General features: G+C 43.3%; 20 protein-coding genes. 11 read left to right on the top strand and 9 right to left on the bottom strand.

The window, feature by feature from the left end; genetic code table 11:
• Positions 1-56: 56 nt before the first annotated feature.
• Both QUB13_RS21235 and QUB13_RS21230 read left to right on the top strand, forming a co-directional pair.
• Positions 57-1,403, top strand: coding sequence for a TldD/PmbA family protein (locus QUB13_RS21235; protein ID WP_333384395.1), 1,347 nt, complete (start codon positions 57-59; stop codon positions 1,401-1,403).
• Positions 1,404-1,550: 147 nt separating this feature from the next.
• Positions 1,551-1,985, top strand: coding sequence for a GNAT family N-acetyltransferase (locus QUB13_RS21230; protein WP_333384392.1), 435 nt, complete (start codon positions 1,551-1,553; stop codon positions 1,983-1,985).
• On the opposite strand, the gene QUB13_RS21225 is transcribed toward QUB13_RS21230, so the two are convergent.
• The 3 genes from QUB13_RS21225 to QUB13_RS21215 form a co-directional block, all read right to left on the bottom strand.
• Entirely contained in the window at positions 1,986-3,059 is a 1,074-nt protein-coding gene (locus tag QUB13_RS21225) for a sucrase ferredoxin (RefSeq protein ID WP_333384390.1), read from the bottom strand. It lies immediately after the preceding gene.
• 152 nt (positions 3,060-3,211) lie between these two features.
• Complete coding sequence (locus tag QUB13_RS21220) at positions 3,212-4,360, bottom strand: cupin domain-containing protein (protein WP_333384387.1); 1,149 nt, start codon at positions 4,358-4,360, stop codon at positions 3,212-3,214.
• A gap of 166 nt (positions 4,361-4,526) precedes the next feature.
• Positions 4,527-4,709 (bottom strand): hypothetical protein, encoded by a 183-nt coding sequence (locus tag QUB13_RS21215; protein ID WP_194010158.1) that lies wholly within the window; start codon positions 4,707-4,709, stop codon positions 4,527-4,529.
• Positions 4,710-5,130: 421 nt separating this feature from the next.
• On the opposite strand from QUB13_RS21215, the gene QUB13_RS21210 reads away from it, so the two are divergent.
• The 3 genes from QUB13_RS21210 to QUB13_RS21200 all read left to right on the top strand — a co-directional run bounded on the left by QUB13_RS21210 (position 5,131) and on the right by QUB13_RS21200 (position 8,390).
• Positions 5,131-6,255, top strand: a complete 1,125-nt coding sequence (locus tag QUB13_RS21210) for a THUMP domain-containing class I SAM-dependent RNA methyltransferase (protein WP_333384383.1) — start codon at positions 5,131-5,133, stop codon at positions 6,253-6,255.
• Positions 6,256-6,321: 66 nt separating this feature from the next.
• Positions 6,322-7,173, top strand: a complete 852-nt coding sequence (gene yhdJ / locus QUB13_RS21205; protein ID WP_333384380.1) for an adenine-specific DNA-methyltransferase — start codon at positions 6,322-6,324, stop codon at positions 7,171-7,173.
• 5 nt (positions 7,174-7,178) lie between these two features.
• Entirely contained in the window at positions 7,179-8,390 is a 1,212-nt protein-coding gene (locus tag QUB13_RS21200) for a restriction endonuclease (RefSeq protein ID WP_333384377.1), read from the top strand.
• 72 nt (positions 8,391-8,462) lie between these two features.
• Here the strand turns inward: QUB13_RS21200 and QUB13_RS21195 are convergent, their stop codons facing one another.
• Complete coding sequence (locus tag QUB13_RS21195; RefSeq protein WP_333091684.1) at positions 8,463-8,882, bottom strand: peptidylprolyl isomerase; 420 nt, start codon at positions 8,880-8,882, stop codon at positions 8,463-8,465.
• A 185-nt stretch (positions 8,883-9,067) separates the two neighbouring features.
• Positions 9,068-9,937, bottom strand: coding sequence for a prohibitin family protein (locus QUB13_RS21190; protein WP_333384374.1), 870 nt, complete (start codon positions 9,935-9,937; stop codon positions 9,068-9,070).
• A 144-nt stretch (positions 9,938-10,081) separates the two neighbouring features.
• On the opposite strand from QUB13_RS21190, the gene QUB13_RS21185 reads away from it, so the two are divergent.
• Together QUB13_RS21185 and QUB13_RS21180 are read left to right on the top strand one after the other, a co-directional pair.
• Positions 10,082-10,870, top strand: a complete 789-nt coding sequence (locus tag QUB13_RS21185) for an RNA ligase family protein (protein WP_333384371.1) — start codon at positions 10,082-10,084, stop codon at positions 10,868-10,870.
• Positions 10,871-10,885: 15 nt separating this feature from the next.
• Positions 10,886-12,046, top strand: coding sequence for an AAA family ATPase (locus QUB13_RS21180; RefSeq protein ID WP_333384368.1), 1,161 nt, complete (start codon positions 10,886-10,888; stop codon positions 12,044-12,046).
• Positions 12,047-12,077: 31 nt separating this feature from the next.
• Here the strand turns inward: QUB13_RS21180 and QUB13_RS21175 are convergent, their stop codons facing one another.
• The 3 genes from QUB13_RS21175 to QUB13_RS21165 all read right to left on the bottom strand — a co-directional run bounded on the left by QUB13_RS21175 (position 12,078) and on the right by QUB13_RS21165 (position 14,378).
• On the bottom strand, positions 12,078-12,758 hold the full coding sequence (locus QUB13_RS21175) for an HAD family hydrolase (RefSeq protein WP_333384365.1): 681 nt from the start codon (positions 12,756-12,758) through the stop codon (positions 12,078-12,080).
• Positions 12,759-12,968: 210 nt separating this feature from the next.
• Positions 12,969-13,184 (bottom strand): acetyltransferase, encoded by a 216-nt coding sequence (locus tag QUB13_RS21170; RefSeq protein ID WP_333384361.1) that lies wholly within the window; start codon positions 13,182-13,184, stop codon positions 12,969-12,971.
• A gap of 27 nt (positions 13,185-13,211) precedes the next feature.
• Positions 13,212-14,378, bottom strand: a complete 1,167-nt coding sequence (locus tag QUB13_RS21165) for a zinc-dependent alcohol dehydrogenase (RefSeq protein ID WP_194068265.1) — start codon at positions 14,376-14,378, stop codon at positions 13,212-13,214.
• Between the two features lie 446 nt (positions 14,379-14,824).
• Between QUB13_RS21165 and mutS the strand changes: the two genes are divergently transcribed.
• Positions 14,825-17,452, top strand: coding sequence for a DNA mismatch repair protein MutS (gene mutS, locus QUB13_RS21160; protein ID WP_333384424.1), 2,628 nt, complete (start codon positions 14,825-14,827; stop codon positions 17,450-17,452).
• 238 nt (positions 17,453-17,690) lie between these two features.
• Here the strand turns inward: mutS and QUB13_RS21155 are convergent, their stop codons facing one another.
• Positions 17,691-17,987, bottom strand: coding sequence for a hypothetical protein (locus QUB13_RS21155; protein WP_333384359.1), 297 nt, complete (start codon positions 17,985-17,987; stop codon positions 17,691-17,693).
• 82 nt (positions 17,988-18,069) lie between these two features.
• On the opposite strand from QUB13_RS21155, the gene QUB13_RS21150 reads away from it, so the two are divergent.
• From QUB13_RS21150 to QUB13_RS21140, 3 genes are all read left to right on the top strand, one after another.
• Entirely contained in the window at positions 18,070-18,630 is a 561-nt protein-coding gene (locus tag QUB13_RS21150; protein ID WP_333384358.1) for a Uma2 family endonuclease, read from the top strand.
• A gap of 154 nt (positions 18,631-18,784) precedes the next feature.
• On the top strand, positions 18,785-19,807 hold the full coding sequence (locus tag QUB13_RS21145) for a hypothetical protein (RefSeq protein WP_333384355.1): 1,023 nt from the start codon (positions 18,785-18,787) through the stop codon (positions 19,805-19,807).
• A gap of 226 nt (positions 19,808-20,033) precedes the next feature.
• Positions 20,034-20,910 (top strand): tetratricopeptide repeat protein (locus QUB13_RS21140; protein WP_333384353.1); only part of this gene is annotated, 877 nt, incomplete at its 3' end.

Raw genomic sequence — 20,910 nt, 5'->3', positions numbered from 1 at the left:
AGAGAGAGCTCTGAGATAAATAATAAAGCCAACAAATTTTCCTAGCATTCTAGCTTATGACCGTAACAACATCGCCCGCAATTTTAAGTGAAGACCAAGCGTTATCTTTATTAGAAAAGGTAGTCAAACAATCGGAAGCAGAGGAAGTATTTGTCAGTCTTTCTACTGGCGAAGAATCTCTTTCCCGATTCTCGGAAAATCAAATCAGCCAAAATATCAGCAAAACTGTATTTAGCCTCAACATTACTAGCTATTTTGGTAACAAAAGCGCTTCTGCATCTGTTACCGAATTTGATGAAGATGCGATCGCCCAAACCGTCAAGCGATCGCAAGAACTCGCCCGAATTGCCCCCGCAGACCCCGAATGGATGCCGCTGTTGCCCCCTCAAACCTACGATTTGCCCCCGGCGGCGTTTGATGAAGCAACGGCTGCTGTATCGCCTCTAGAGCGGGCAAAAATGGTACAGCAGGCTTGTGCGATCGCATCTGGCGAAGGTGCGGAAGCTTCCGGTACATTGAGCGCTGAGGCTTCGCTGTACGCGATCGCCTCGTCAACCGGACTCCGCGCCTGCAATCACTCTACAGAGGCGAATTTCGGCTTTACAGCCCGCATTGGAGACGGTTCTAGCTGGACGGAAAGCACGGCTTGGGGCATCCACGAACTACAAGTCGCCGAATTAGCCGCACAAGTTGTCTCGCGCGCGAAAGCCTCCCGCAACCCCCGCGAAATTACTCCTGGTGTTTATCCTGTAATCTTTGAGGGCGCTGCGTTTGCAGATTTGCTACCGTGGATAATTTGGGCTATGGATGCGCGGGCGGCGGATGAGGGGCGATCGTTTATGTCGATCGCCGATGAGTCGGGAAAACCCGCTGGAAACCGCGCGGGAGAACAACTTTTCAGCCCGTTAGTGCAGGTACTGCGCGATCCAAGTCATCCTTTGTTGCGATCGGGTAATTTTTTCGGCGACGGATTGAGCAATAACTATTTGGAAATCATCAAAAATGGTGTTCCTCAAAGTTTATCTTATTCCCGCTATTGGGCCGCCCAAAAAGGCAAAGAAGCAAAAGGTGGTTATTACCCGATGGTGATGACAGGTTCCGATCAAAGTTTAGCAGATTTAATTGCTCAAACCGAACGAGGAATTTTTGTCAGTCGAGCTTGGTATGTAAATTACGTGAATCCGAAAACATCGGAAGTAACCGGCATGACTCGCGACGGTACTTTTTGGATTGAAAACGGCAAGATTGCTTACCCGATTAAAAATTTCCGTTTCAATCAAGTTTTACCTGATATGTTGCGGGATGTGGATGCAGTTAGCGAAGTGAAACGTTACGGCGGTATTGTCGTACCGGGAGTGCGCGTGAAAGCTTTTAATTTCACCAGCATTACTGACAGTTTGTAACTCGCACAATATATATTGCAATCCTAAATCATTTGTGAATTTCTTACTCCCTCCCCTTAACAAGGGGAGGGTTGGGGGGGGGTAAAAAAAATTATGACCCCTGCAAGGACAGCTATAGTATTTTTATAAATTTAATTTAATCAAAAAATGCCTCAAATAGATATACGTCCGGTTGAAAACGCACAAGAATTAGAAGAGATGTTTTACCAGCGGTGGTTGGTTTTGCGATCGCCCCTAGGGATGGAAAAGGGCAGCGAAAGGGACGATCGCGAAGATACTGCTGTGCATTTAATTGGAATGTGCGATCGCCAAATTATCGCATCGGGCAGACTTCGAGAATTATCCCCAGAATTGGGAAGCATCTCTTATATTGCCGTACTTCCTGAATTTCAAAATCAAGGAATTGGCACTAAACTCATGGAAAAATTGCTCGCACAAGCCAAGCAAAATAATTTCAAAACTGTAAGACTGATGTCTCGCATTAACGCCGTTAAATTTTACCAAAAACTCGGATTTTCCGAAAAAGAAAATCCCTTTGAGTACCTGGGAATCCCCCACATATTTATGCAGTTAGAAATTTAATCACCGACACATCCTACCTGATTCTTCATTCCCCCTCTGCTGGGACTTTGTTTGTCTAGAAGCGATTTCAATCGCCGAATGATAAAGGGGGTAGCTTACAAACTTTAACTCCTCCTTTGTTGAGTAAAAATGAAGATTTTCTACCGAATATTTGACAAATTCCGACTCTTTTTGAGCACCACAAGAACCTTTGAGTCGAACAGTTTTAGTTTCATCTTTCACCAAATCAGCGCGATAACTATAACTACCGTCCGCTTTCTCAAAAGTTAATTCAGCAACAAAACCATCATTTTCTGGATATTTTTCAACAATGCGGCCCGCAACTTTGTAGCTGAACCAATCCCAACCGTAGCGGATGATTAACTCTCGTTCCAAAACCTGAATTTCGTTCGGCAAAACTCCCGAACCCCGATAAACCTTATTCAAACATTCAATATCACCAGTTCGCGTTAGAATAGATTTGAACGAAGTGCGATCGAGATTTCCGTAATATCTGCCGTCAGGCAAATCAATCGCAGTCGGTGCCATGCGGTGTCCGCCAAAATGACTGGATTTCCAAATACGAACATCACTCAATTCTAACTCGGAAACCACAGCTTTTGCTTGGGCATAAAAAGGATTGCCGTATCTGGCACAACATCTATCGTGACTCCCGTGAGTGCAAACCAAAATATCTCTACTTGGGTTATTTTCAACTTCGCAATCCGGGACTTCTCCAGCTAAATAGCTTTTGACTGTTCCCGCCACTTCTTTAATATTATTCACATTAAATTCGTGTTTTTCGTAACCGCCAAAAACATCTTGGCTTTGATTGTCGTAAATCAAAATTTTGCGCCTATCAGCAAATTTAGTTGATTCACTATTGATTAACAAAAATCTAATTTTTTGCTGTGAATGCTCTACTTCCTTTACCAAATCCCTGAGATTATGGGGAATTTGCTGAGAATTAAAAGCTTCTGATTCCCAAGGCAAACAGCATTCAATTAATACATAGGTTTGGTAATTAGTACCGCTACCAATAATATCCTCTTCAACGCATTTAGAAGTATCGGCGCAAAAAAAACTATTCGTCATGTTATACCTCATTGTGTCTCATAAATTACTATTTTAATAACAAAATTATCGCAGTTATAGCGGTTCTCAAGCGTGGTGAGGATAGCCCTATGCCCTATGCCGAATAGTACCTCATATGAGAGCTTGAAAGGCTATATTACTCTTCTATAGTTTTAACTAACAAAAATAATTCCTTCAACAACTAGCCTCGACAAAAGCGGCATTACATCTATTTCCCAATCACAATCCGGCAACCAATCCATCACATCTTCTCCTGTAAAAAATTCTGTACTGAATAGATTCTCCGTAAATTTATCAGTTACTCCTTTGAGAGATACTTCTTTGCCTCCCACAACGATTTTGTATCCGTCCCCGTCAGGCAATTCGCGAATTCTCACCCGCTGAAATTTGGGAATTCTATATTTAGTTTGAATGCCGTAGGGAAAAATGTTGAACCCTGCTTGAGAAGGGAGAGAATATTTCGCCACAGGTTTTGCTAAACTGTCGAGGTAGCTGCTGTACTCTTCTCCCAGATTTTTACTGTTTGCGTAGCCCTGCAATTGGGCAATTAAATTATTTACACTTGTATCGATTGAATCTTGATTTATTCGCAGCGGTAAACTTTGCCGCCACTCTGATTGTTGTCGCAATTCGCCCACCAACCATTCTAACAAGTCAATTCCTGTTTTGCAGTGAATTCCTAATGTTAAATGCAGCGATGGTTCGTCGGAAGCAATTGCATAATGCCAATGTCCGCGCGGTATGTAAAGCACGTCGCCGGGGTGCAAGGTGCAGGTTAAATAGGGTGGGGTTTCTGGCGGCGAAAAAGTCGAGGATTTTTGGTCTGTCAGCGGGTATTTAATTGTGTCTTCAAATACATACCATTGCTTGATTCCGTCTACTTGTAAAATAAAAACTTCGTGGGTGTCGTAGTGGGAGGAAAAACCCTGTTTTTCCGGCCAAGAACAGTAGGCATTTACTTGGTTTCCATAACCCAAGTCTGCTTTAAATTCTGCTGCAAATTCAGCTATTTCTGGTATTAGTTTGTGGACTTGATTGATAATTAAAGTTGCTCCCGATTGGCACAATTTGATGAGATTGGCGTTTTCGCTTTCGTCGAGAACTTTTCCTTCTACTGCTAAGCGAATGTCGGGATATTTTAATTGGTAAAAGTTGAGCAGGTGGTTGAGTTTTTCCCAGGAAAATAGGTGTGCAAAGTCTTTTTTGCCTTCGCTTTTAATCGCAACTGCTTTGTTTGTCCAGTTGTTATTGAGAAAATCTTCGAGATTGTATGGTTTGAGGAGATTGGCGAGCGATCGCATAAACTTTAAAAATAAACGATAAATTTTATCAATAAGCTTTTAGCAATTAAATAATTGAGGACAACACTTTGCGCTTGTCCTCAATTATTCCAGACTTCCCGATATCAAAAAATAAAATCTATTACTTCTTGTTTGGGGAGGCGAAGTCTAACGGAAAAACCTGCAATTACTCGTTGGTAACATCGCTACCATCGGCATCAACATTGAGGGTAGAAGAGATGTTTTTAGCTGTGGCGTGCTTGGCAATTTCCTTGACTTCTACTTGGATTTTGCTAGCGCGGGACAGTTTGAGAGCCGATCCGTTGATTTGCTTTGACATAATGGCCTCTAATTGTTGTATTACACCCATTTAGCTGAAATTTTCCCTGACTGTGACGTTAGGGTTTGAATTCTCAACTTTGACTAAAAGCGTAACATGAAGTTAATAAACTGTGCAAGTAGTTAAGAATTTTTTTCAATAAATAGAATACTTGGCTAATTCGCAGCAGTTGCTCGCGCTGGTGAGAATTAAGCGTGAATCCGCTCTGCTGCTAGATTCTGGAGTTTGAGCGAAAAGGCCGATCGCCCTTTTCGCCCTTTTAACTACAGGACTAGGCGGGCGATCGCCTGTTGATAAACTTTCCTGCAATATAGCAGTTTTTTGATTCTCGGCATCTACCTTAAGGTAGAGTATTGTTTGTGAGAGTTAGGATGAAAACGAGCTACTATCTAAATGAAGGGCGATCAGAACAACCAATTCCCAATTCTCCATTCCCAATTACCAATTATCAATGAATCAATATTTTGCTACAGTTGCGCGCGGTTTAGAAACAATTGCCGCCCAAGAATTAGAACGCCTAGGCGCGCAGGATGTCAAGCCCGATTTTACAGGAGTTTACTTTGCGGGCGATCGCGCTTTATTGTACCGCGTCAATCTTTGGTCGAGAACAATTTTTCGAGTGCTCGTTCCCATAGCCGAATTCCGTTGTTACGACTCCAATATGCTCTACCGGGAAGTGCAGAAAATCCCTTGGGACGAATATCTAAATCCTGATAATACCTTAGCAGTCAACTGTACAGGTGGCAACGATAAGTTGAACCACACACACTTTACAGCTTTGCAGGTCAAAAATGCGATCGCCGACCAACAGCGCCACCAATTTAACAAGCGTTCTAGTGTTGATGTCGAAAGTCCCGACTTACTAATTAACCTTCACATCCATCGAGACCGCGCTATTTTGAGTTTAGACAGCTCTGGTGGCAGTTTGCACCGGCGGGGATACCGGCCGGCAATGGGGCTTGCTCCTCTCAAAGAAACCCTCGCTGCGGCGTTGTTAGAAATGGCAGAATGGACACCAGATTTGCCGTTTTTAGACCCGATGTGCGGTTCGGGAACTTTGCCTTTGGAAGCGAGTTTAAAAGCCTTGAATATTGCACCGGGATTGTTTCGAGAAAAGTTTGGATTTATGACGTGGCGGGACTTTGACGAGCCTTTGTGGGATAAATTGTGGGCCGAAGCAGAGAGCAGCGAATTGCCAGAGCTTCCAGAAATGATTGCAGGGTGCGATCGCGATTCTGATATGTTAGATCAAGCTCGCACTAACGCGCAGCAAGCAGGTATTGCCGGTAAAATTAAGTTTGCTCGTACCGAGTTATCCGAGTTGGAAGCACCCACAGACAGAGGCGTTTTGATTTGCAATCCTCCCTACGGAGAGCGGCTGGGAGATGCCAGCGAATTGGGAGATTTGTACAAGATGTTGGGCGATATTTTCAAGCAGCGTTTTAAAGGTTGGAATGCGTTTATTTTGACTGGAAATAAGGAGTTGGGGAAACAAGTTGGACTCAGGACATCAAAGCGGATTCCGGTTTTCAATGGCTCGATTCCCTGTACTTTGCTCAAGTATGAACTGTATTGAATATGTGTAAAATATCTTTTTTTACCCTTGGCACAAGCTAATAGTAATTGGAACAGGTTAGGATGAATGAATTTTTTTGAAATTGACGGACACAAGCTCTTTTTAGGAGATGTCTTAGAAGTGCTGGAAAGTCAAGTAAAAGACAACTCTATTGATTTAATTTTTGCCGATCCTCCCTATAATATCGGCAAAAATTTTAATGGTTTTAAAGACAAATGGGAATTGGAAAGCGATTATTTAGAATGGAGTTATAAATGGTTGAATTTATGTATTAATAAACTCAAGCATAACGGCAGTTTGTATCTGATGGCATCTACTCAAAGTATGCCATACTTTGATTTGTATTTGCGCGATCGCTTAACAGTTCTTGCTAGAATAGTGTGGTATTATGACAGTTCGGGCGTACAAGCAAAAAAATATTATGGTTCTCTGTACGAACCGATTTTATATTGCGTCAAAGACAAAAGAAATTATACATTTAATTCCTCAGATATTCTGGTAGAGGCAAAAACCGGAGCTGTGAGAAAACTAATTGACTATCGCAAGTCTACACCATCAGTATATAATTCTCAAAAAGTTCCAGGTAACGTCTGGGAGTTTTCGAGAGTTAGATATCGTATGCCTGAGTATGAGGAGCATCCTACTCAAAAACCAACATTGTTGTTAGAAAGAATTATCAAAGCAAGTAGTAATGAGGGCGACGTTGTACTAGATATATTTTCAGGGACTTTTACAACATCATTTGTTGCCAAGCAACTTAAAAGAAAGTCAATTGGCATAGAATTGCAAGAAAAGTATCTACAAATAGGATTGCGGAGGCTGGAAATTACCCAGGATAATAGTGAAGAGCGTGTGATGTCTGAAGTCAACTCCGGTGAAATTTCGCCAAAGCAGCTAACATTAAACTTACAACTCTGAGCAAAATGGAACATGAATTCACAAAAATCATTAATAAAATTTTAGAGGAGCAGTTTCCCGAAATTGGCAAACAAATATTTACCGAAAGCCAGTTAATTGGATATTTGAATATCAAGACTAAATCGGCCAATAAAGGTTCAAAATCTAGAGGAAGTTTTGCCAATTTATACGCGATTTATGTTTTAGTTGAAGACTATATTTTGAATAACTTTCATCAAATAGGGATGTATTCTGATTATGAAGGTGCAGTGTATACAAATATTTTTAAGAGACAACGTGAATTACCCTTCGGCCAAAAGCTTCAAAATCATGGCTTGAACCATAGAATGAATGAAGAATTTAAAAAATATTTTCCCACTTGTGAGTTCATCCCAATTTTGAGAAATCAGAAAAATAATAGGTATTGGTTTAACGAAAATTTATTAAAAGTTAAAATTAATGAGAAAGAACATAATATAGCACAAACAGTAATCGATATAATTGATGCTTACGTGGAAGCTAAGAGAGATAGCTTTGAAAAGTTTATTCAACTTTGTAAAGATGCTCAAAGATTGACAGAGGAGCAAGTCAGAGAATTCATTAAACAAATGGTAGCGCCAACTGTAGATGCTCGAATCTTCGAGATAGTCAGCTACAGTATATTAAAATACTACTACAACGACCGAGTTATTTATTGGGGCTATGAACTAGACAAACTCCAGTCAGAAAATTTAAAGCTATTTAAAACAGGTAGGACAAATGCGAACGATGGAGGGATTGACTTTGTAATGAAACCCCTTGGACGCTTTTTTCAGGTGACAGAAACTGTAGATGTGAATAAATATTTCCTCGACATTGATAAAATTGAAAGGTATCCGATCACATTTGTAGTTAAATCTTTAGATTCAGATATTGAAATTAAATCAAAGATTGAAGCACAAGCTCGAAAGCAGTATGCAATCAATGCTATAGTATCGCAGTATATGGAATGTATCGAGGAAATAATCAATGTTCCTATCCTGATAGAAAGATTTGAACAAGCTGTAGCCCAAGGATATTTAAGTAATATATTGAGCGAAATTATTAAGTTGAGCAGATTGGAATTTAATTATGAAGATGAGGAAGAAAGTATAAAAATTGAACTATTAGAATTTTCTGTAGAAGATGAATTATCCGTTAATAAAGTCCGCTTGAATCAGAAAATTTTTCTTTCCTGTAGAAGTTGTTGTATGTTGTGAAAATACTAATTTGAAAAATTTTTGTTTGCAATAAGGACGAAAGTCCTTACTACAAACGCCAATTACTGAAAATTAATGCTCGATTTTGAGTGAAATAATCTTGTCGCCTTGGCGGATTGCATTCACGACAGACATATCATCTGTTTGGCCAAAAGTTGTGTGAACTCCATCCAAATGAGACTGGGGAGAATGGCAAATAAAGAATTGGCTGCCACCTGTATCGCGGCCTGCGTGAGCCATCGATAAAGTTCCTGCCAAATGTTTATGCGAGTTGATTTCACACTTAATTTTGTAGCCTGGGCCGGCAGTTCCATTACCTTTGGGACAGCCACCTTGAATCATAAAGTTAGGAATGACTCGATGAAACAATAGTCCGTCGTAAAAACCTTTTTCCGCCAAGTCAACAAAATTCTTCACTGTATTCGGCGCATCTGCATCGAACAGTTCCAAGTTGATAGTACCTTTGTCGGTTTCCATAATAGCGCGGGTCATGATTTCTCCTTGCTTCCTAAAATGACTGTACTGCCCGCTTTTTAATTGCGGACTTCGCTTTTATAGCGACAGGTTTCAAGCTGTCGCTATATTTTGACTTTCAGAAGTGTAGCATACTCGAACAACTCTCGTAGGACTTCTGCGCGCTTTTTGAGGCAACCGGGTTTGTTACCGTCAGTCATATTTTAATTGTTGGTAACTTTTGGGCGATTGGTTTCTTCCTCAAAATCATTCATATTGAAAATGAAAGGAACCCGACTCGAACCGCCGCCCATAACCAGCACTTTAGGCATCTGAGCGCCACCGTTTCTCCAAGCTTCGATAGCCTCTTTTTGCAGCACCAAATCGCCGCCCTGAGCCTTCAAAGTTTCAGCCAAAAGTCTTTGAGCTTCTGCCCTACCTTGAGCGCGGTTAATGTCAGCTTGAGCTTGTTGTTCTGCTTCTTGAGCAACATACACAGCCCTTTGTGCCCGCTGTTCAGCAACCTGTTTTTCCTCAACTGCTTTGGCAAAGTCTGGCGAGAATCGAATGTTGACAACACTGGTATCAAGCACGATTACATCATATTTTGACAGCCGTTCCTTCAATGCAGCATCAAAATCTTTTTTCAGTTCGCTTCTTTGAGTAATAGATTGTTCGGCGGTTCTCAAAGCTGCTGCTGTTTTAAATGCTTCTTGGGTCTGCGGAGCAATAATTTTTGATACTATATTCTCCAAGGTTCCCTGAGTTCTTCTGACTTCAACTATTCTCGTAGGATCGAGGCGAAAGTTGATGGCAAAACTCGCATTTAAATCCTGAAGGTCTTTAGTCGCACTCTGGGCGGGCACTTCAAATTTTTGCACTGTTACATCGTATATATCTACCTTAGATATCAGCGGTGGTCTGAAGTGAAATCCCTCTAACAAGGCTCCATCTGTGGCTTTTCCTAAAATGCTAACTACTCCTGCTTCACCTGGATTGATGACAACAAAAGAGTTGAAGCCGAGGAGCAGCGCGACTACTAATAGAATGCCAGCGAGTGCTGATGATAGGCTCTGGAAATTTTGATTTTTCAATTTAACACGCTCCTTTGTGATAAATCTATTATAATGCTTAATTGAATGAATGCGCCTCTAAAAATATAAAATATAAAATATAAAATATAAAATGGATGGTTTCGCCTTAAAAATCCAAAATCTAAAATCTAAAATCGGTTGATTATGGCAATTATTAAATATCCCAGAACTTATCATATCGAAGGTTCGCGTTTCGGGCCTGGTGACGAAGACCTTGACAGCGTGCCGTTTAGCGCTATTGCCGATCGCCCTTTAATCATCGAAGAAAAGGTAGACGGCGCAAATACGGGCATCAGCTTCGCACCAGACGGGCAAATGCTGCTGCAAAGCCGCGGCCACTATCTCACCGGCGGGCCGAGAGAAAAACATTTTAACTTATTCAAACAGTGGGGTTTCAGTCTCAGCGGAACTCTGGGAAAAGTGCTGGGAAATCGTTATATTTTGTACGGCGAATGGCTTTATGCCAAACACACTGTTTTTTATGATTTTTTGCCGCACTATTTTATGGAATACGACGTGCTGGACTTAGAAAAAAATCAATTTTTGAGCACCGAAGCCCGCCGCCAGTTGTTAAGCGGATTGCCGTTAGTATCAGTTCCCGTGCTGTTTTCAGGAGTTTTGAAATCGCCGAAGCAAATGATGCAGTTGATGGATAAATCTAATTTTATTTTGCCGGGACATTTGGAACGGTTAGTTTGGCAGTGTCGGGAATTGGGATGGGATGAGGATCGGTGTTTGAAAGAAACTGATAAGAGCGATCGCATGGAGGGTCTATACATTAAAGTCGAAGAAGATGGCATAGTAAAGGCGCGTTACAAATACGTGCGTGCCAGCTTTTTGACCGCGATTAAAAATGCGGAGGGACATTGGCTCAACCGACCGATTGTACCCAATATTCTGCGTCCCGGCACAGATTTATTTAATTTTAGTTAACCTGCAGGTGAATTTATGAATACACTATTATCGCCCTCGCCAACTTGGACTTTTCCCTTTTGTCCAGAACCGCCCGATTGGTTCCTGGATTGGGACAGCATTCAAAATCATTTTGATTGGATTCAAAACTTAGAAGGATGTCAGCAAGACCCGATTTATCACGCTGAGGGAGATGTTTTAATTCACACCAAAATGGTCTGCGAAGCCTTAATATCTTCCCCAAGTTGGCGGCAACTTCCCGATGAAGAACGATCGATACTTTTTGCGGCTGCTTTGCTGCACGATGTCGCAAAACCGGCTTTTACAAAAATAGAAGCCGACGGCAGAATTAGCTCAAAAGGTCACGCCCGCCAAGGTGCGAGAATGGTGAGAAAAATTTTATCTCAATTCGAGCCACCAGTGCAGTTTGAGATTCGGGAAACAGTGGTGGCGATCGTCCAATTCGGCAGTTTACCCATCTGGCTGCTGGAAAAACCCAACCCCCAGCAGTCTGTAATTAAAGTTAGTCAAGTTGTTCGCTGCGATTTCCTCGCACTTTTAGCCGAAGCAGACGTGCGCGGCCGCCACTGCGCCGACAAACAAGAATTGCTCGATAAAATACAACTATTTCGGGAGTTTTGTCAAGAAAATAATTGCTTGGATTCTCCCCGACAATTCCCATCAGCCCACAGCCGATTTATCTACTTCCGCAAAGATAACGGCAACCCAGATGCTGAAATGTTTGACGATACCAAATGCGAAGTTGTTTTGATGTCGGGATTGCCAGGAAGTGGCAAAGATTATTGGATTGAAGAAAACCTCCCCGATTGGCCTGTGATTTCCTTAGATGCGCTGAGATTGGAGATGGATGTACCGCCACATAAAAATCAAAGTGTTGTTGTAGATACAGCAAAACAAAGAGCTAAGGAATATTTGCGATCGGGAACTTCTTTTGTGTGGAATGCCACTAATACAACTAAACAAATGCGGCAGCAATTGATTGATTTGTTTGCGGCTTACAAAGCGCGCATTCGGATTGTTTACCTCGAAGTTCCCTTGGAGGAAGTATGGCGGCGGAATCGATCGCGCACAGCAGCAGTACCAGAAGCAATAATTCACAAATTAGCCGATCGCCTGGATATTCCCGATCGCACCGAAGCGCATCAGGTAGAATGGATTGTGGGCGGCGCTTCATAGAAGCAATCCACCCGCCCTCGCCTCTATTCGATCAACTGGCTGACAAAGGCTTTTTCCCTAAAATAGAATCCTGATAATGCGCCAACAAATCAGCAGGGCTATCGTAAATTTCTGCAGCACCAGCAAGCGAAGCATCATCGAAACCTCCGCAGCGAAAAGCAATTAGCGGCACCCCGCACTTGCTTGCAGCTTCGATATCGTAAGGAGTATCAGCTAACATCACAACCTGACTCGCTTCCACCTGCAACTTGCTCAAAGCAGCTTCCACAATATCCGGTTCCGGTTTAGAAGCTTCCACATCGCTAGAAGTTGTCGCTTCATCGAGCAAATCGTCAACTTGTGCAGCTTTGAGCAAACCCGAAAGTTCATCGGCGGTAGCTGAAGTAGCAATAATTAGCCGCAGTTTTTCTTGCTGCATTTTTAACACCAATTCCCGCGAACCTGGTGCAGGAGCGAGAGTAGATGAAAAGCGGTTAATAATCAATTCTTTGCGTCTCTGTGCAATCTTTTTTCCGTCGCCTTCTCCTTCAGAAAGTCCTGATACCATTTTGGGTATCATTTTGTCGCCGCCCATGCCAATTAACGGGCGAATTTTCGCGAACGACACGTTGTAGCCGAAGGCCGCAAATGCCTCTACCCAAGCTTGAGCGTGGGCATCATTGCTGAGCACGAGAGTGCCGTCAACATCGAGAATTACTGCTTGCAATTTCATAGGTTATTTGCTGTTATTGACGATAATTTTTGTAAAAAAAATGGTTGCTAGTAAGGACTTCATTTCTTAATTACTTAATGAGTCAATCGAGAACTAAAGTCCCCACTACGAACCTGAGTTTGTAGTAAGGACTTCAGTTTGTGCTTAAATTTGTAGTAAGGACTTCCGTCCTTAATTACTTAATGAGTCAATCGAGGACTGAAGTTGCTACTACAAACCTTTAGTTTTATAATTTTCCTCAACCCAACAGCGCGGCAGAACTTCGCCGGAGGGAAAAACTAATTTATCCTTCGGGAAATTTGCCGGATCTTGCTCTTCTTCACCTGCTTGAATGCGTCCCGATACTTGATTCTTGCTAGGGCTGACTAAAGTCTCGATATCGAGAATTTCTACCAAGTCGCCGGATTCTTTTTCTTGTAAAAGCATAGTCGATCCTTGTGAATAAATTGTGAGTTAGGGTGTGAGCACAACTTTGATGCAGTTGTCTTTTTTCTGTTTGAAAATCTCGTAGGCGTGGGGCGCTTCATCCAATTTCATGCGGTGCGTAATCACGAAGGTTGGATCAATTTCGCCTTTTTGAACGCGATCGAGCAAAGGGCGCAAATAGCGGTGAACGTGCGTCTGTCCCATTTTTATGGTCAAGCCTTTGTTGAAAGCTGCACCGAGGGGCACTTTGTCAACAAAACCGCCGTAAACGCCGGGAATTGAGACTGTGCCGCCTTTGCGACAGGCGAGGATTACTTGTCGCAGGGCGGTAGGCCGATCGCTCTCCAAGCGCACAGCTTGCTTGGCTTTGTCGTACAAAGCATCGAAACCGGTACCGTGGGCTTCCATTCCCACCGCGTCTATACAAGCATCTGGCCCGCGTCCCCCCGTCATTTCGGTAACGGCTTCCCCCGCGTCTATTTCTTCGTAGTTGATGATTTCAGCCCCAGCCGCGGCCGCCATTTGCAAGCGTTCCGGTATTCTGTCGATCGCAATTACTCGATCGGCCCCCAGCATAAACGCGCTTCTGATCGCAAATTGTCCGACTGGGCCGCATCCCCAAATACCAACAGTATCTCCCGGCTGAATATTGCAGTTTTCGGCCGCCATGTAACCGGTGGGAAAGATATCAGTCAGGAACAATACTTGTTCGTCAGAAAGTCCGTCGGGAATTTTTAAAGGGCCGACATCTGCAAACGGAACCCGCACGTATTCTGCTTGACCTCCTGCATAGCCGCCCGTTAAATGCGAGTAGCCAAACAGTCCCGCCGGTGAATGACCGAACATTTTTTCAGCCAAGGCCGCATTCGGGTTCGAGTTATCGCACAGCGACCACAAATCCTGGTTGCAAAAGAAACAACTACCGCAAGAAATTGTAAAAGGAATCACAACGCGATCGCCCTTTTTTAAGTTCTTGACTTCGCTGCCGAGTTCGACTACTTCCCCCATGAATTCGTGACCCATGATGTCGCCGGATTGCATGGTCGGGATGAAGCCGTCGTAGAGGTGCAAATCTGAGCCGCAGATTGCTGTTGACGTGATTTTTACTATGGCATCGCGCGGATTGATAATTGTTGGATCTGGTACGTTATCAACTCGCACGTCATTTGCTTTGTGCCAGCAAAGAGCTTTCATTATTTGGTTTCCCTCTAGTTAACTACGAGCTAGTTTTTGTTTTTAATTTTTCGGTTTACTCCGCAGCTAAATCACTGGGTGGATGCTGTAATTTTAATTAGATTAAATAAAAGGTTACTCTATCCGAGGTATAATTTATAAATCTATCTTTTGGCTGTTTTAAATCACAAAAAAAGTCGCTCAGTTTCTAAATTAATTGCAGGAGCTTTCCCGTTCTTTTGTTAACAGTTAACAGCGCGGCATGGCTGAGGTTGTTTTTGGCGATCGGGTTCGTAGTGCGGACGACCGTCTGCAGTCTAAGAGTGGACGGTCGTCCGCACTACGAACGGTATAAGTGCGATCGCATCTTGAGAATGATTAATCGTCAAAAATTGTATCATTAGCCATAGCTAAAAGCCGAGCTTGCGCTAAAGTTGTTAAAGATTAAAATTTATCGATCGCCTTTTATGCCTTACACTGCATCTACCCCAACAGACCCCAATCAATCCAACATCCGCAATGCCGACTACCGCCTACTAGAATTCACTAAGCTGACACCGATGATGCAGCGGTATGTTGAAGTGAAAGAACAGTATCCCCACGCACTTTTGTTTTTTCGAGTCGGAGATTTTTTTGAGTGTTTTTTCCAAGATGCCGTGACGATTTCTCGGGAATTAGAACTGGTTTGTACTAGCAAAGAAAGCGGCAAAGAAATCGGTAGAGTGCCGATGACAGGAGTGCCGCACCACGCCCTCGATCGCTACAGTTCTCAGTTAGTAGAAAAAGGCTATGCTGTGGTAATTTGCGACCAGGTTGAAGATGCCTCAATCGCCGCCCGTGAAGGCCGCCAAGTCAAGCGAGAAATTACCCGCATTCTCACTCCCGGAACTTTGACGGATGATGGAATGCTCAAACCCAGACAAAATAATTTTTTAGCAGCAGTTGTCATCGCTGGGGAACATTGGGGATTGGCTTATACTGATATTTCTACGGGAGAATTCGTGACTGCTCAAGCCGAGAGTTTGGAACAATTAACCCTAGAATTGCTGCGATTGCAACCTTCCGAAATCCTGGTTCCGACTAATGCGCCGGATTTGGTCACGATGTTGAGGCCCGGAGAGAAATCCGACCATTTACCCGATTGTTTGCCGAATTCGTTTTGCTATTCTTTGCGATCGCAAATTCCGTTTACTTTTTCCGAAGCAAAACAGAGAATCCTGCAAAAGTTCAAAGTGCGATCGCTCGAAGGTATGGGATGCGGACACCTTTCCCTCGCAGTGCGCGCCGCCGGCGGTTTGCTGCAATATCTCGAAGAAACTCAAAAAGAAAAAGCAGTTGCTTTGCAAAGATTGCACACTTACACCCTCACCGATTTTCTCACCCTGGACTACCAAACCAGGCGCAATTTAGAAATTACTCAAACCGTCAGAGATGGGATTTTTCACGGTTCGTTGCTGTGGGCGATCGACAAAACCAGCACCGCAATGGGAGGCCGCGCTTTGCGCCGCTGGGTGTTGCAACCTTTGCTCAACATTAAAGGTATTTGCGCCCGCCACGACACGATTCAAGAATTAGTAGAAAATAATCCCCTGCGCCAAGATTTGCAGCAGTTGCTGCGCCAAATTTACGACATCGAAAGACTGACAGGGCGCGCCGGTTCTGGAACAGCTAGCGCCAGAGATTTGGTAGCTTTAGCCGATTCTCTCTCGAAACTGCCGGAATTGGCCGCGATCGCCACCCAAGGGATCTCGCCCTATTTGAAAGCGCTGCAAAATGTCCCGCCAATTCTCGAAGAATTAGCAGCTACAATTCACGCTCATTTAGTTGACGAACCGCCGATTCATTTAAAAGAAGGAGGTTTGATTCGATCGGGAATTAATGCAATGCTTGATGAGATGCGCCAGAGTGCATCAGGAGACCAAGAATGGATTGCTAATTTAGAAGCTAACGAACGGCAACGCACCGGAATTACTAATTTAAAAGTAGGCTACAATAAAGCTTTCGGCTATTACATCAGTATTACAAAATCTAAAATTGACCAAGTACCGGACGATTACACTCGCAAGCAAACTCTTACCAATGAAGAACGCTACAGTACAGAAGAATTAAAAGAAAGGGAAGTGCGGATTCTGACGGCGCGGGAAGATTTAAATCAGTTGGAATACGATATTTTTGCAAAAGTGCGATCGGAGGTAGGAGAACAGGCGGAAATTATTCGCAACGTTTCCCGCGCGGTGGCGGCGGCCGATGTTTTGTGCGGTTTGGCGGAAGTAGCGGTTTATCAAGATTACTGTCGCCCGACTATGGTTGAAAGTCGGGAAATTAAAATTATTGAAGGTTGTCATCCGGTGGTAGAAAAGTCTTTACCGCCGGGATTTTTTGTCCCAAATTCGGCTTTTTTGGGTCGGGAAGCATCGCTAAATCGCCCAGATTTAATAATTTTAACCGGGCCAAATGCTAGCGGGAAAAGTTGTTATTTGCGGCAGGTGGGTTTGATTCAGTTAATGGCGCAGATGGGCAGTTTTGTGCCTGCAAAAGCTGCGACTTTGGGAATTTGCGATCGCATTTTTACCCGTGTCGGCGCGGTGGATGATTTGGCAACGGGTCAATCTACGTTTATGGTGGAGATGAACGAAACTGCCAATATTCTCAATCACGCAACGCCGCAATCGTTAGTTTTGCTGGATGAAATTGGCAGGGGGACGGCGACGTTTGACGGACTTTCGATTGCTTGGTCTGTGGCAGAATATTTAGCAAGCGAGATTCGGGCCAGGACGATTTTTGCTACTCACTATCACGAATTAAATGAGTTAGCTTCTATTTTGGATAATGTGGCAAATTATCAGGTGACTGTGAAGGAATTGCCGGATCAAATTGTATTTTTGCACCAAGTTCAGCCAGGGGGCGCTGATAAATCTTACGGAATTGAAGCGGGGAGGTTGGCTGGTTTGCCGCCGTCGGTGATTGAGAGGGCGAGACAGGTGATGAAGCAGATTGAGAAACATAGCAAAATTGCGATCGGGCTGCGGAAGGGTGTTAAAAAAGAAGGGGAAAAAGAGTCTGATGGTCAACAGTTAGATATCTTTGATGATTGAAACTTTAAGTCTAGCTAAAAGCATTTGCCTTAAAAACTCAGAATGATTCGGCGGTTGAAACCGCATCTACACAAACGATGTCGGCCTGCGCCGACTGGTTCATAAAGTAACATACCCCCTTGACGATTCGGCGGTTGAAACCGCATCTACACAAACGATGTCGGCCTGCGCCGACTGGTTCATAAAGGGGAACCCAAACTCAGATTTAAGGACTAAAATCCTTACTACGAACTAATAACTAGCGTTCATTCTTCAACTTTATTAATTCTTTGTGTACGCTCATTCCAATTTCCAGAGCCTCATTTAGCAACCGCCCGTATTCAGTCGCCCGCTCATATCGATCGCGAAATGCAGCAGGTAGGTCAAAATCCGCTGCAAAACGGTCGTTCAAAGCTATTCCACTCAGAAACCTGGTTTTTTCCAATATCTTCGCATCTAATCGAATATCTTCGCAAAAACCCGGTTTTTTGCTACGACGCACAATCTCAGAAAAACCCGATTTCTCGCCACCAACCCCTGATTTATCTTCGTCCATCCGCGTAAATCCGCCAACATCTGCGGCCAAATTATGAAAAGATTGGTATATAATTAAAATAGAACAGAGTGGAGTCAAAACTATGTCAACCACAGAAAAAGTTCGCTGGACAAGCGCTGATTTAGAATTATTACCCGATAACGGCAACCGTTACGAAATAATCGAAGGAGAATTAGTTGTGACAAGAGCACCTCACTGGGAACATCAAGACGTTGCTAACAATGTTTGTGTTGAATTAACTATTTGGTCAAGACAGACGAAGTTAGGTAAAGCTGTCCAGGTACCGGGTCTTATTTTTACGGATAGTGATAATGTTATTCCTGATGTAGTTTGGGTAAGCTATGAACGTTTAGCACAGATATTAGATGAAGCCGGACATTTGGCGGGTGCACCGGAGTTGGTGGTAGAGGTGATGTCTCCCGGTGAAGAGAATGAAAAGCGCGATCGCCAATCCAAGCTAAAATTATATTCAGTTCAAGGCGTGCGCGAATATTGGATATTTGACCGCATACAGCAAAAAGTAGAAATTTACCGTCGGGAAAGCGGAATTTTGAAATTAGCGATGACTTTATTTAAAGAAGATAATTTAACCAGTCCTTTGTTACCCGGTTTTAGCGTGTCGGTAGCCACATTATTTGTCTAGAGATTTTGAATAATTGCCACCCGCGCACAATTTCAGAAACCGGGTTTTTTCCAATATCTTCCCCACTAATCGAATATCTTTGCAAAAACCCGGTTTCTCGCCACACGCACAACCATGATAAAATAAATCCCGATATTATTCACAACTCCCCACAATGGAAGAAAACCGCGCCCAAGCCTACCTAGAACTAATTCACACCCTGCTGAATTGCCCCAGCGGATCGGAACCGCAGATATTGCAAGATAATATAGAATTGTTGGATGTCGAATTTCTGGAAACTTGCGAGTTGGTAGCAGAAAAAATGGCACAGCAAGGAGGAGAAAACGGCGCTAGCTTCCTGCGAAATCTGATTAGTCAGCTATTACAATTAATCGATATCAACGATGGCGATAACTCCGAAGGTGAAAATCCCCAAGAGTATGCAAACTTTATCCTAGAATTATTGCAAGCAGAAGATGCTAGCACTAGCAATGCAGCAGTAATTCACCCCATGCTAGCTGAACGACAACATCTCCTCAATGACAGTTTTCCTGGGATTTTAGAGCAAGTATTGCAGAGGTTAATTGCTGGAGAAAATGCCCAAACTATTGAGTCAATGGTCAGCCTGGTGGAAGACTTAACGATTAATATTAGCAATTTTTCGGGTGGGAATAGAGCGAATAATATTGAAATTGCCATTGCTGCTTATCAGATTGTTTTGAATAATCGGCAACCGGGAAGCCAAAAATTTGCTCAAACTCAAAACAATTTAGCTGCTGCCTATATTAGCAGAATAAAGGGTTCGCGGGCGGAAAATGTGGAAATGGCGATCGCCCTTTATGGCGCTGCTTTAACAGTCTACACCCTTGAGGTTTTCCCGGAAGATTGGGGAATGGCTCAAAACAACCTAGCTGCTGCTTACGCCAACAGAATCAACGGTTCGCGGGCGGAAAATCTCGATCGCGCGATCGCATTTTTTGAGGCTGCTTTAACTGTTCGTACCCCCGAACAGTTTCCTGAAGATTGGGCAATGATTCAATATAACCTAGGTAATGCCCATAATGACAGAATCAACGGTTCGCGGGATGAAAATCTGGCAAAAGCGCGATCGTTTTATGAGGCAGCTTTAACAGTATATACCCGTGAAGATTTCCCTGAATATTGGGCAATGATTCAAAAGAAGCTGGCTAATACCTAATGTGAGGCAGCCTTAACAATCTCAGAAACCGGGTTTTTTCCGATATCTTCGCATCTAATCGAATATCTTCGCAAAAACCCGGTTGATCGCTACACGCACAATCTCAGAAACCGGGTTTTTTCCGATATCTTCGCATCTAATCGAATATCTTAGCAAAAACCCGGTTTCTCGCTACGACGCACAACCATGATAAAATAAAAGCCGGTGTTATTCAGAACTCCCCACAATGGAAGAAAACCGCGATCGACTCCAATCAGAAGGTGAATATTCCCAAGAGTATGCAAACTTTATCCTAGAATTATTAAAAGTAGAAGAAAGCTATAGCGGTTTTCAAGTAATTTACCCGATACTAAAACAACGGCAACATCTCCTCAATGCCCGTTTTGCCGAGACATTACAACAAGTAGCCCAGACGTTAATTGCCGGCGAAAATCCAGAAGCAATTGAGTCAATTGTCGCCATCATTGAAAATTTGAGTATTGATATTTATCAATTTCCCCGTGGCAGTAGAGCAAATAATATTGAAATTGCCATTACTGGTTATCAAATAGTTTTAAATAATCGACAACCGGGGAGCGAAAAGTTTGCTCAAACTCAAAATAACCTAGCTAATGCCTACAGAAACAGGATAAACGGTTCGCGGGCCGAAAATCTGGAATGGGCGATCGAGTTTTATCAGGCTGCTTTAACTGTCTATACCCTTGAGGATTTCCCTGAAGATTGGGCAATGACTCAAAATAACCTAGCTAATGCCTACACTGACAGGATAAACGGTTCGCGGGCCGAAAATCTGGAACGGGCGATCGAGTTTTATGAGGCAGCTTTAACTGTTCGTACCCTTGAGGCTTTCCCTGAAAAATGGGCAGGGACTCAACATAACCTAGCTGCTGCCTACAGTGACAGGATAAACGGTTCGCGGGCCGAAAATCTGGAACGGGCGATCGAGTTTTATCAGGCTGCTTTAACTGTCTATACCCTTGAGGATTTCCCTGAATATTGGGCAACGACTCAAAATAACCTAGCAGTTGCCTACAGTGACAGGATAAACGGTTCGCGGGCCGAAAATCTGGAACGGGCGATCGAGTTTTATCAGGCTGCTTTAA

Source organism: Microcoleus sp. B4-D4 (assembly GCF_036705185.1).
Taxonomy (GTDB): domain Bacteria; phylum Cyanobacteriota; class Cyanobacteriia; order Cyanobacteriales; family Microcoleaceae; genus Microcoleus.
The sequence above is the reverse complement of the archived record's forward strand: the minus strand, read 5'-3'. Positions and strand labels throughout refer to the sequence as shown.

Bases quoted from the DNA above. Each gene is read 5' to 3' on its own strand.
- QUB13_RS21235 (WP_333384395.1), top strand. From the start codon at position 57: ATGACCGTAACAACATCGCCCGCAATTTTAAGTGAAGACCAAGCGTTA.
- QUB13_RS21230 (WP_333384392.1), top strand. From the start codon at position 1,551: ATGCCTCAAATAGATATACGTCCGGTTGAAAACGCACAAGAATTAGAA.
- QUB13_RS21225 (WP_333384390.1), bottom strand. From the start codon at position 3,059: ATGACGAATAGTTTTTTTTGCGCCGATACTTCTAAATGCGTTGAAGAG.
- QUB13_RS21220 (WP_333384387.1), bottom strand. From the start codon at position 4,360: ATGCGATCGCTCGCCAATCTCCTCAAACCATACAATCTCGAAGATTTT.
- QUB13_RS21215 (WP_194010158.1), bottom strand. From the start codon at position 4,709: ATGGGTGTAATACAACAATTAGAGGCCATTATGTCAAAGCAAATCAAC.
- QUB13_RS21210 (WP_333384383.1), top strand. From the start codon at position 5,131: ATGAATCAATATTTTGCTACAGTTGCGCGCGGTTTAGAAACAATTGCC.
- yhdJ (WP_333384380.1), top strand. From the start codon at position 6,322: ATGAATTTTTTTGAAATTGACGGACACAAGCTCTTTTTAGGAGATGTC.
- QUB13_RS21200 (WP_333384377.1), top strand. From the start codon at position 7,179: ATGGAACATGAATTCACAAAAATCATTAATAAAATTTTAGAGGAGCAG.
- QUB13_RS21195 (WP_333091684.1), bottom strand. From the start codon at position 8,882: ATGACCCGCGCTATTATGGAAACCGACAAAGGTACTATCAACTTGGAA.
- QUB13_RS21185 (WP_333384371.1), top strand. From the start codon at position 10,082: ATGGCAATTATTAAATATCCCAGAACTTATCATATCGAAGGTTCGCGT.
- QUB13_RS21180 (WP_333384368.1), top strand. From the start codon at position 10,886: ATGAATACACTATTATCGCCCTCGCCAACTTGGACTTTTCCCTTTTGT.
- QUB13_RS21175 (WP_333384365.1), bottom strand. From the start codon at position 12,758: ATGAAATTGCAAGCAGTAATTCTCGATGTTGACGGCACTCTCGTGCTC.
- QUB13_RS21170 (WP_333384361.1), bottom strand. From the start codon at position 13,184: ATGCTTTTACAAGAAAAAGAATCCGGCGACTTGGTAGAAATTCTCGAT.
- QUB13_RS21165 (WP_194068265.1), bottom strand. From the start codon at position 14,378: ATGAAAGCTCTTTGCTGGCACAAAGCAAATGACGTGCGAGTTGATAAC.
- mutS (WP_333384424.1), top strand. From the start codon at position 14,825: ATGCCTTACACTGCATCTACCCCAACAGACCCCAATCAATCCAACATC.
- QUB13_RS21155 (WP_333384359.1), bottom strand. From the start codon at position 17,987: ATGGACGAAGATAAATCAGGGGTTGGTGGCGAGAAATCGGGTTTTTCT.
- QUB13_RS21150 (WP_333384358.1), top strand. From the start codon at position 18,070: ATGTCAACCACAGAAAAAGTTCGCTGGACAAGCGCTGATTTAGAATTA.
- QUB13_RS21145 (WP_333384355.1), top strand. From the start codon at position 18,785: ATGGAAGAAAACCGCGCCCAAGCCTACCTAGAACTAATTCACACCCTG.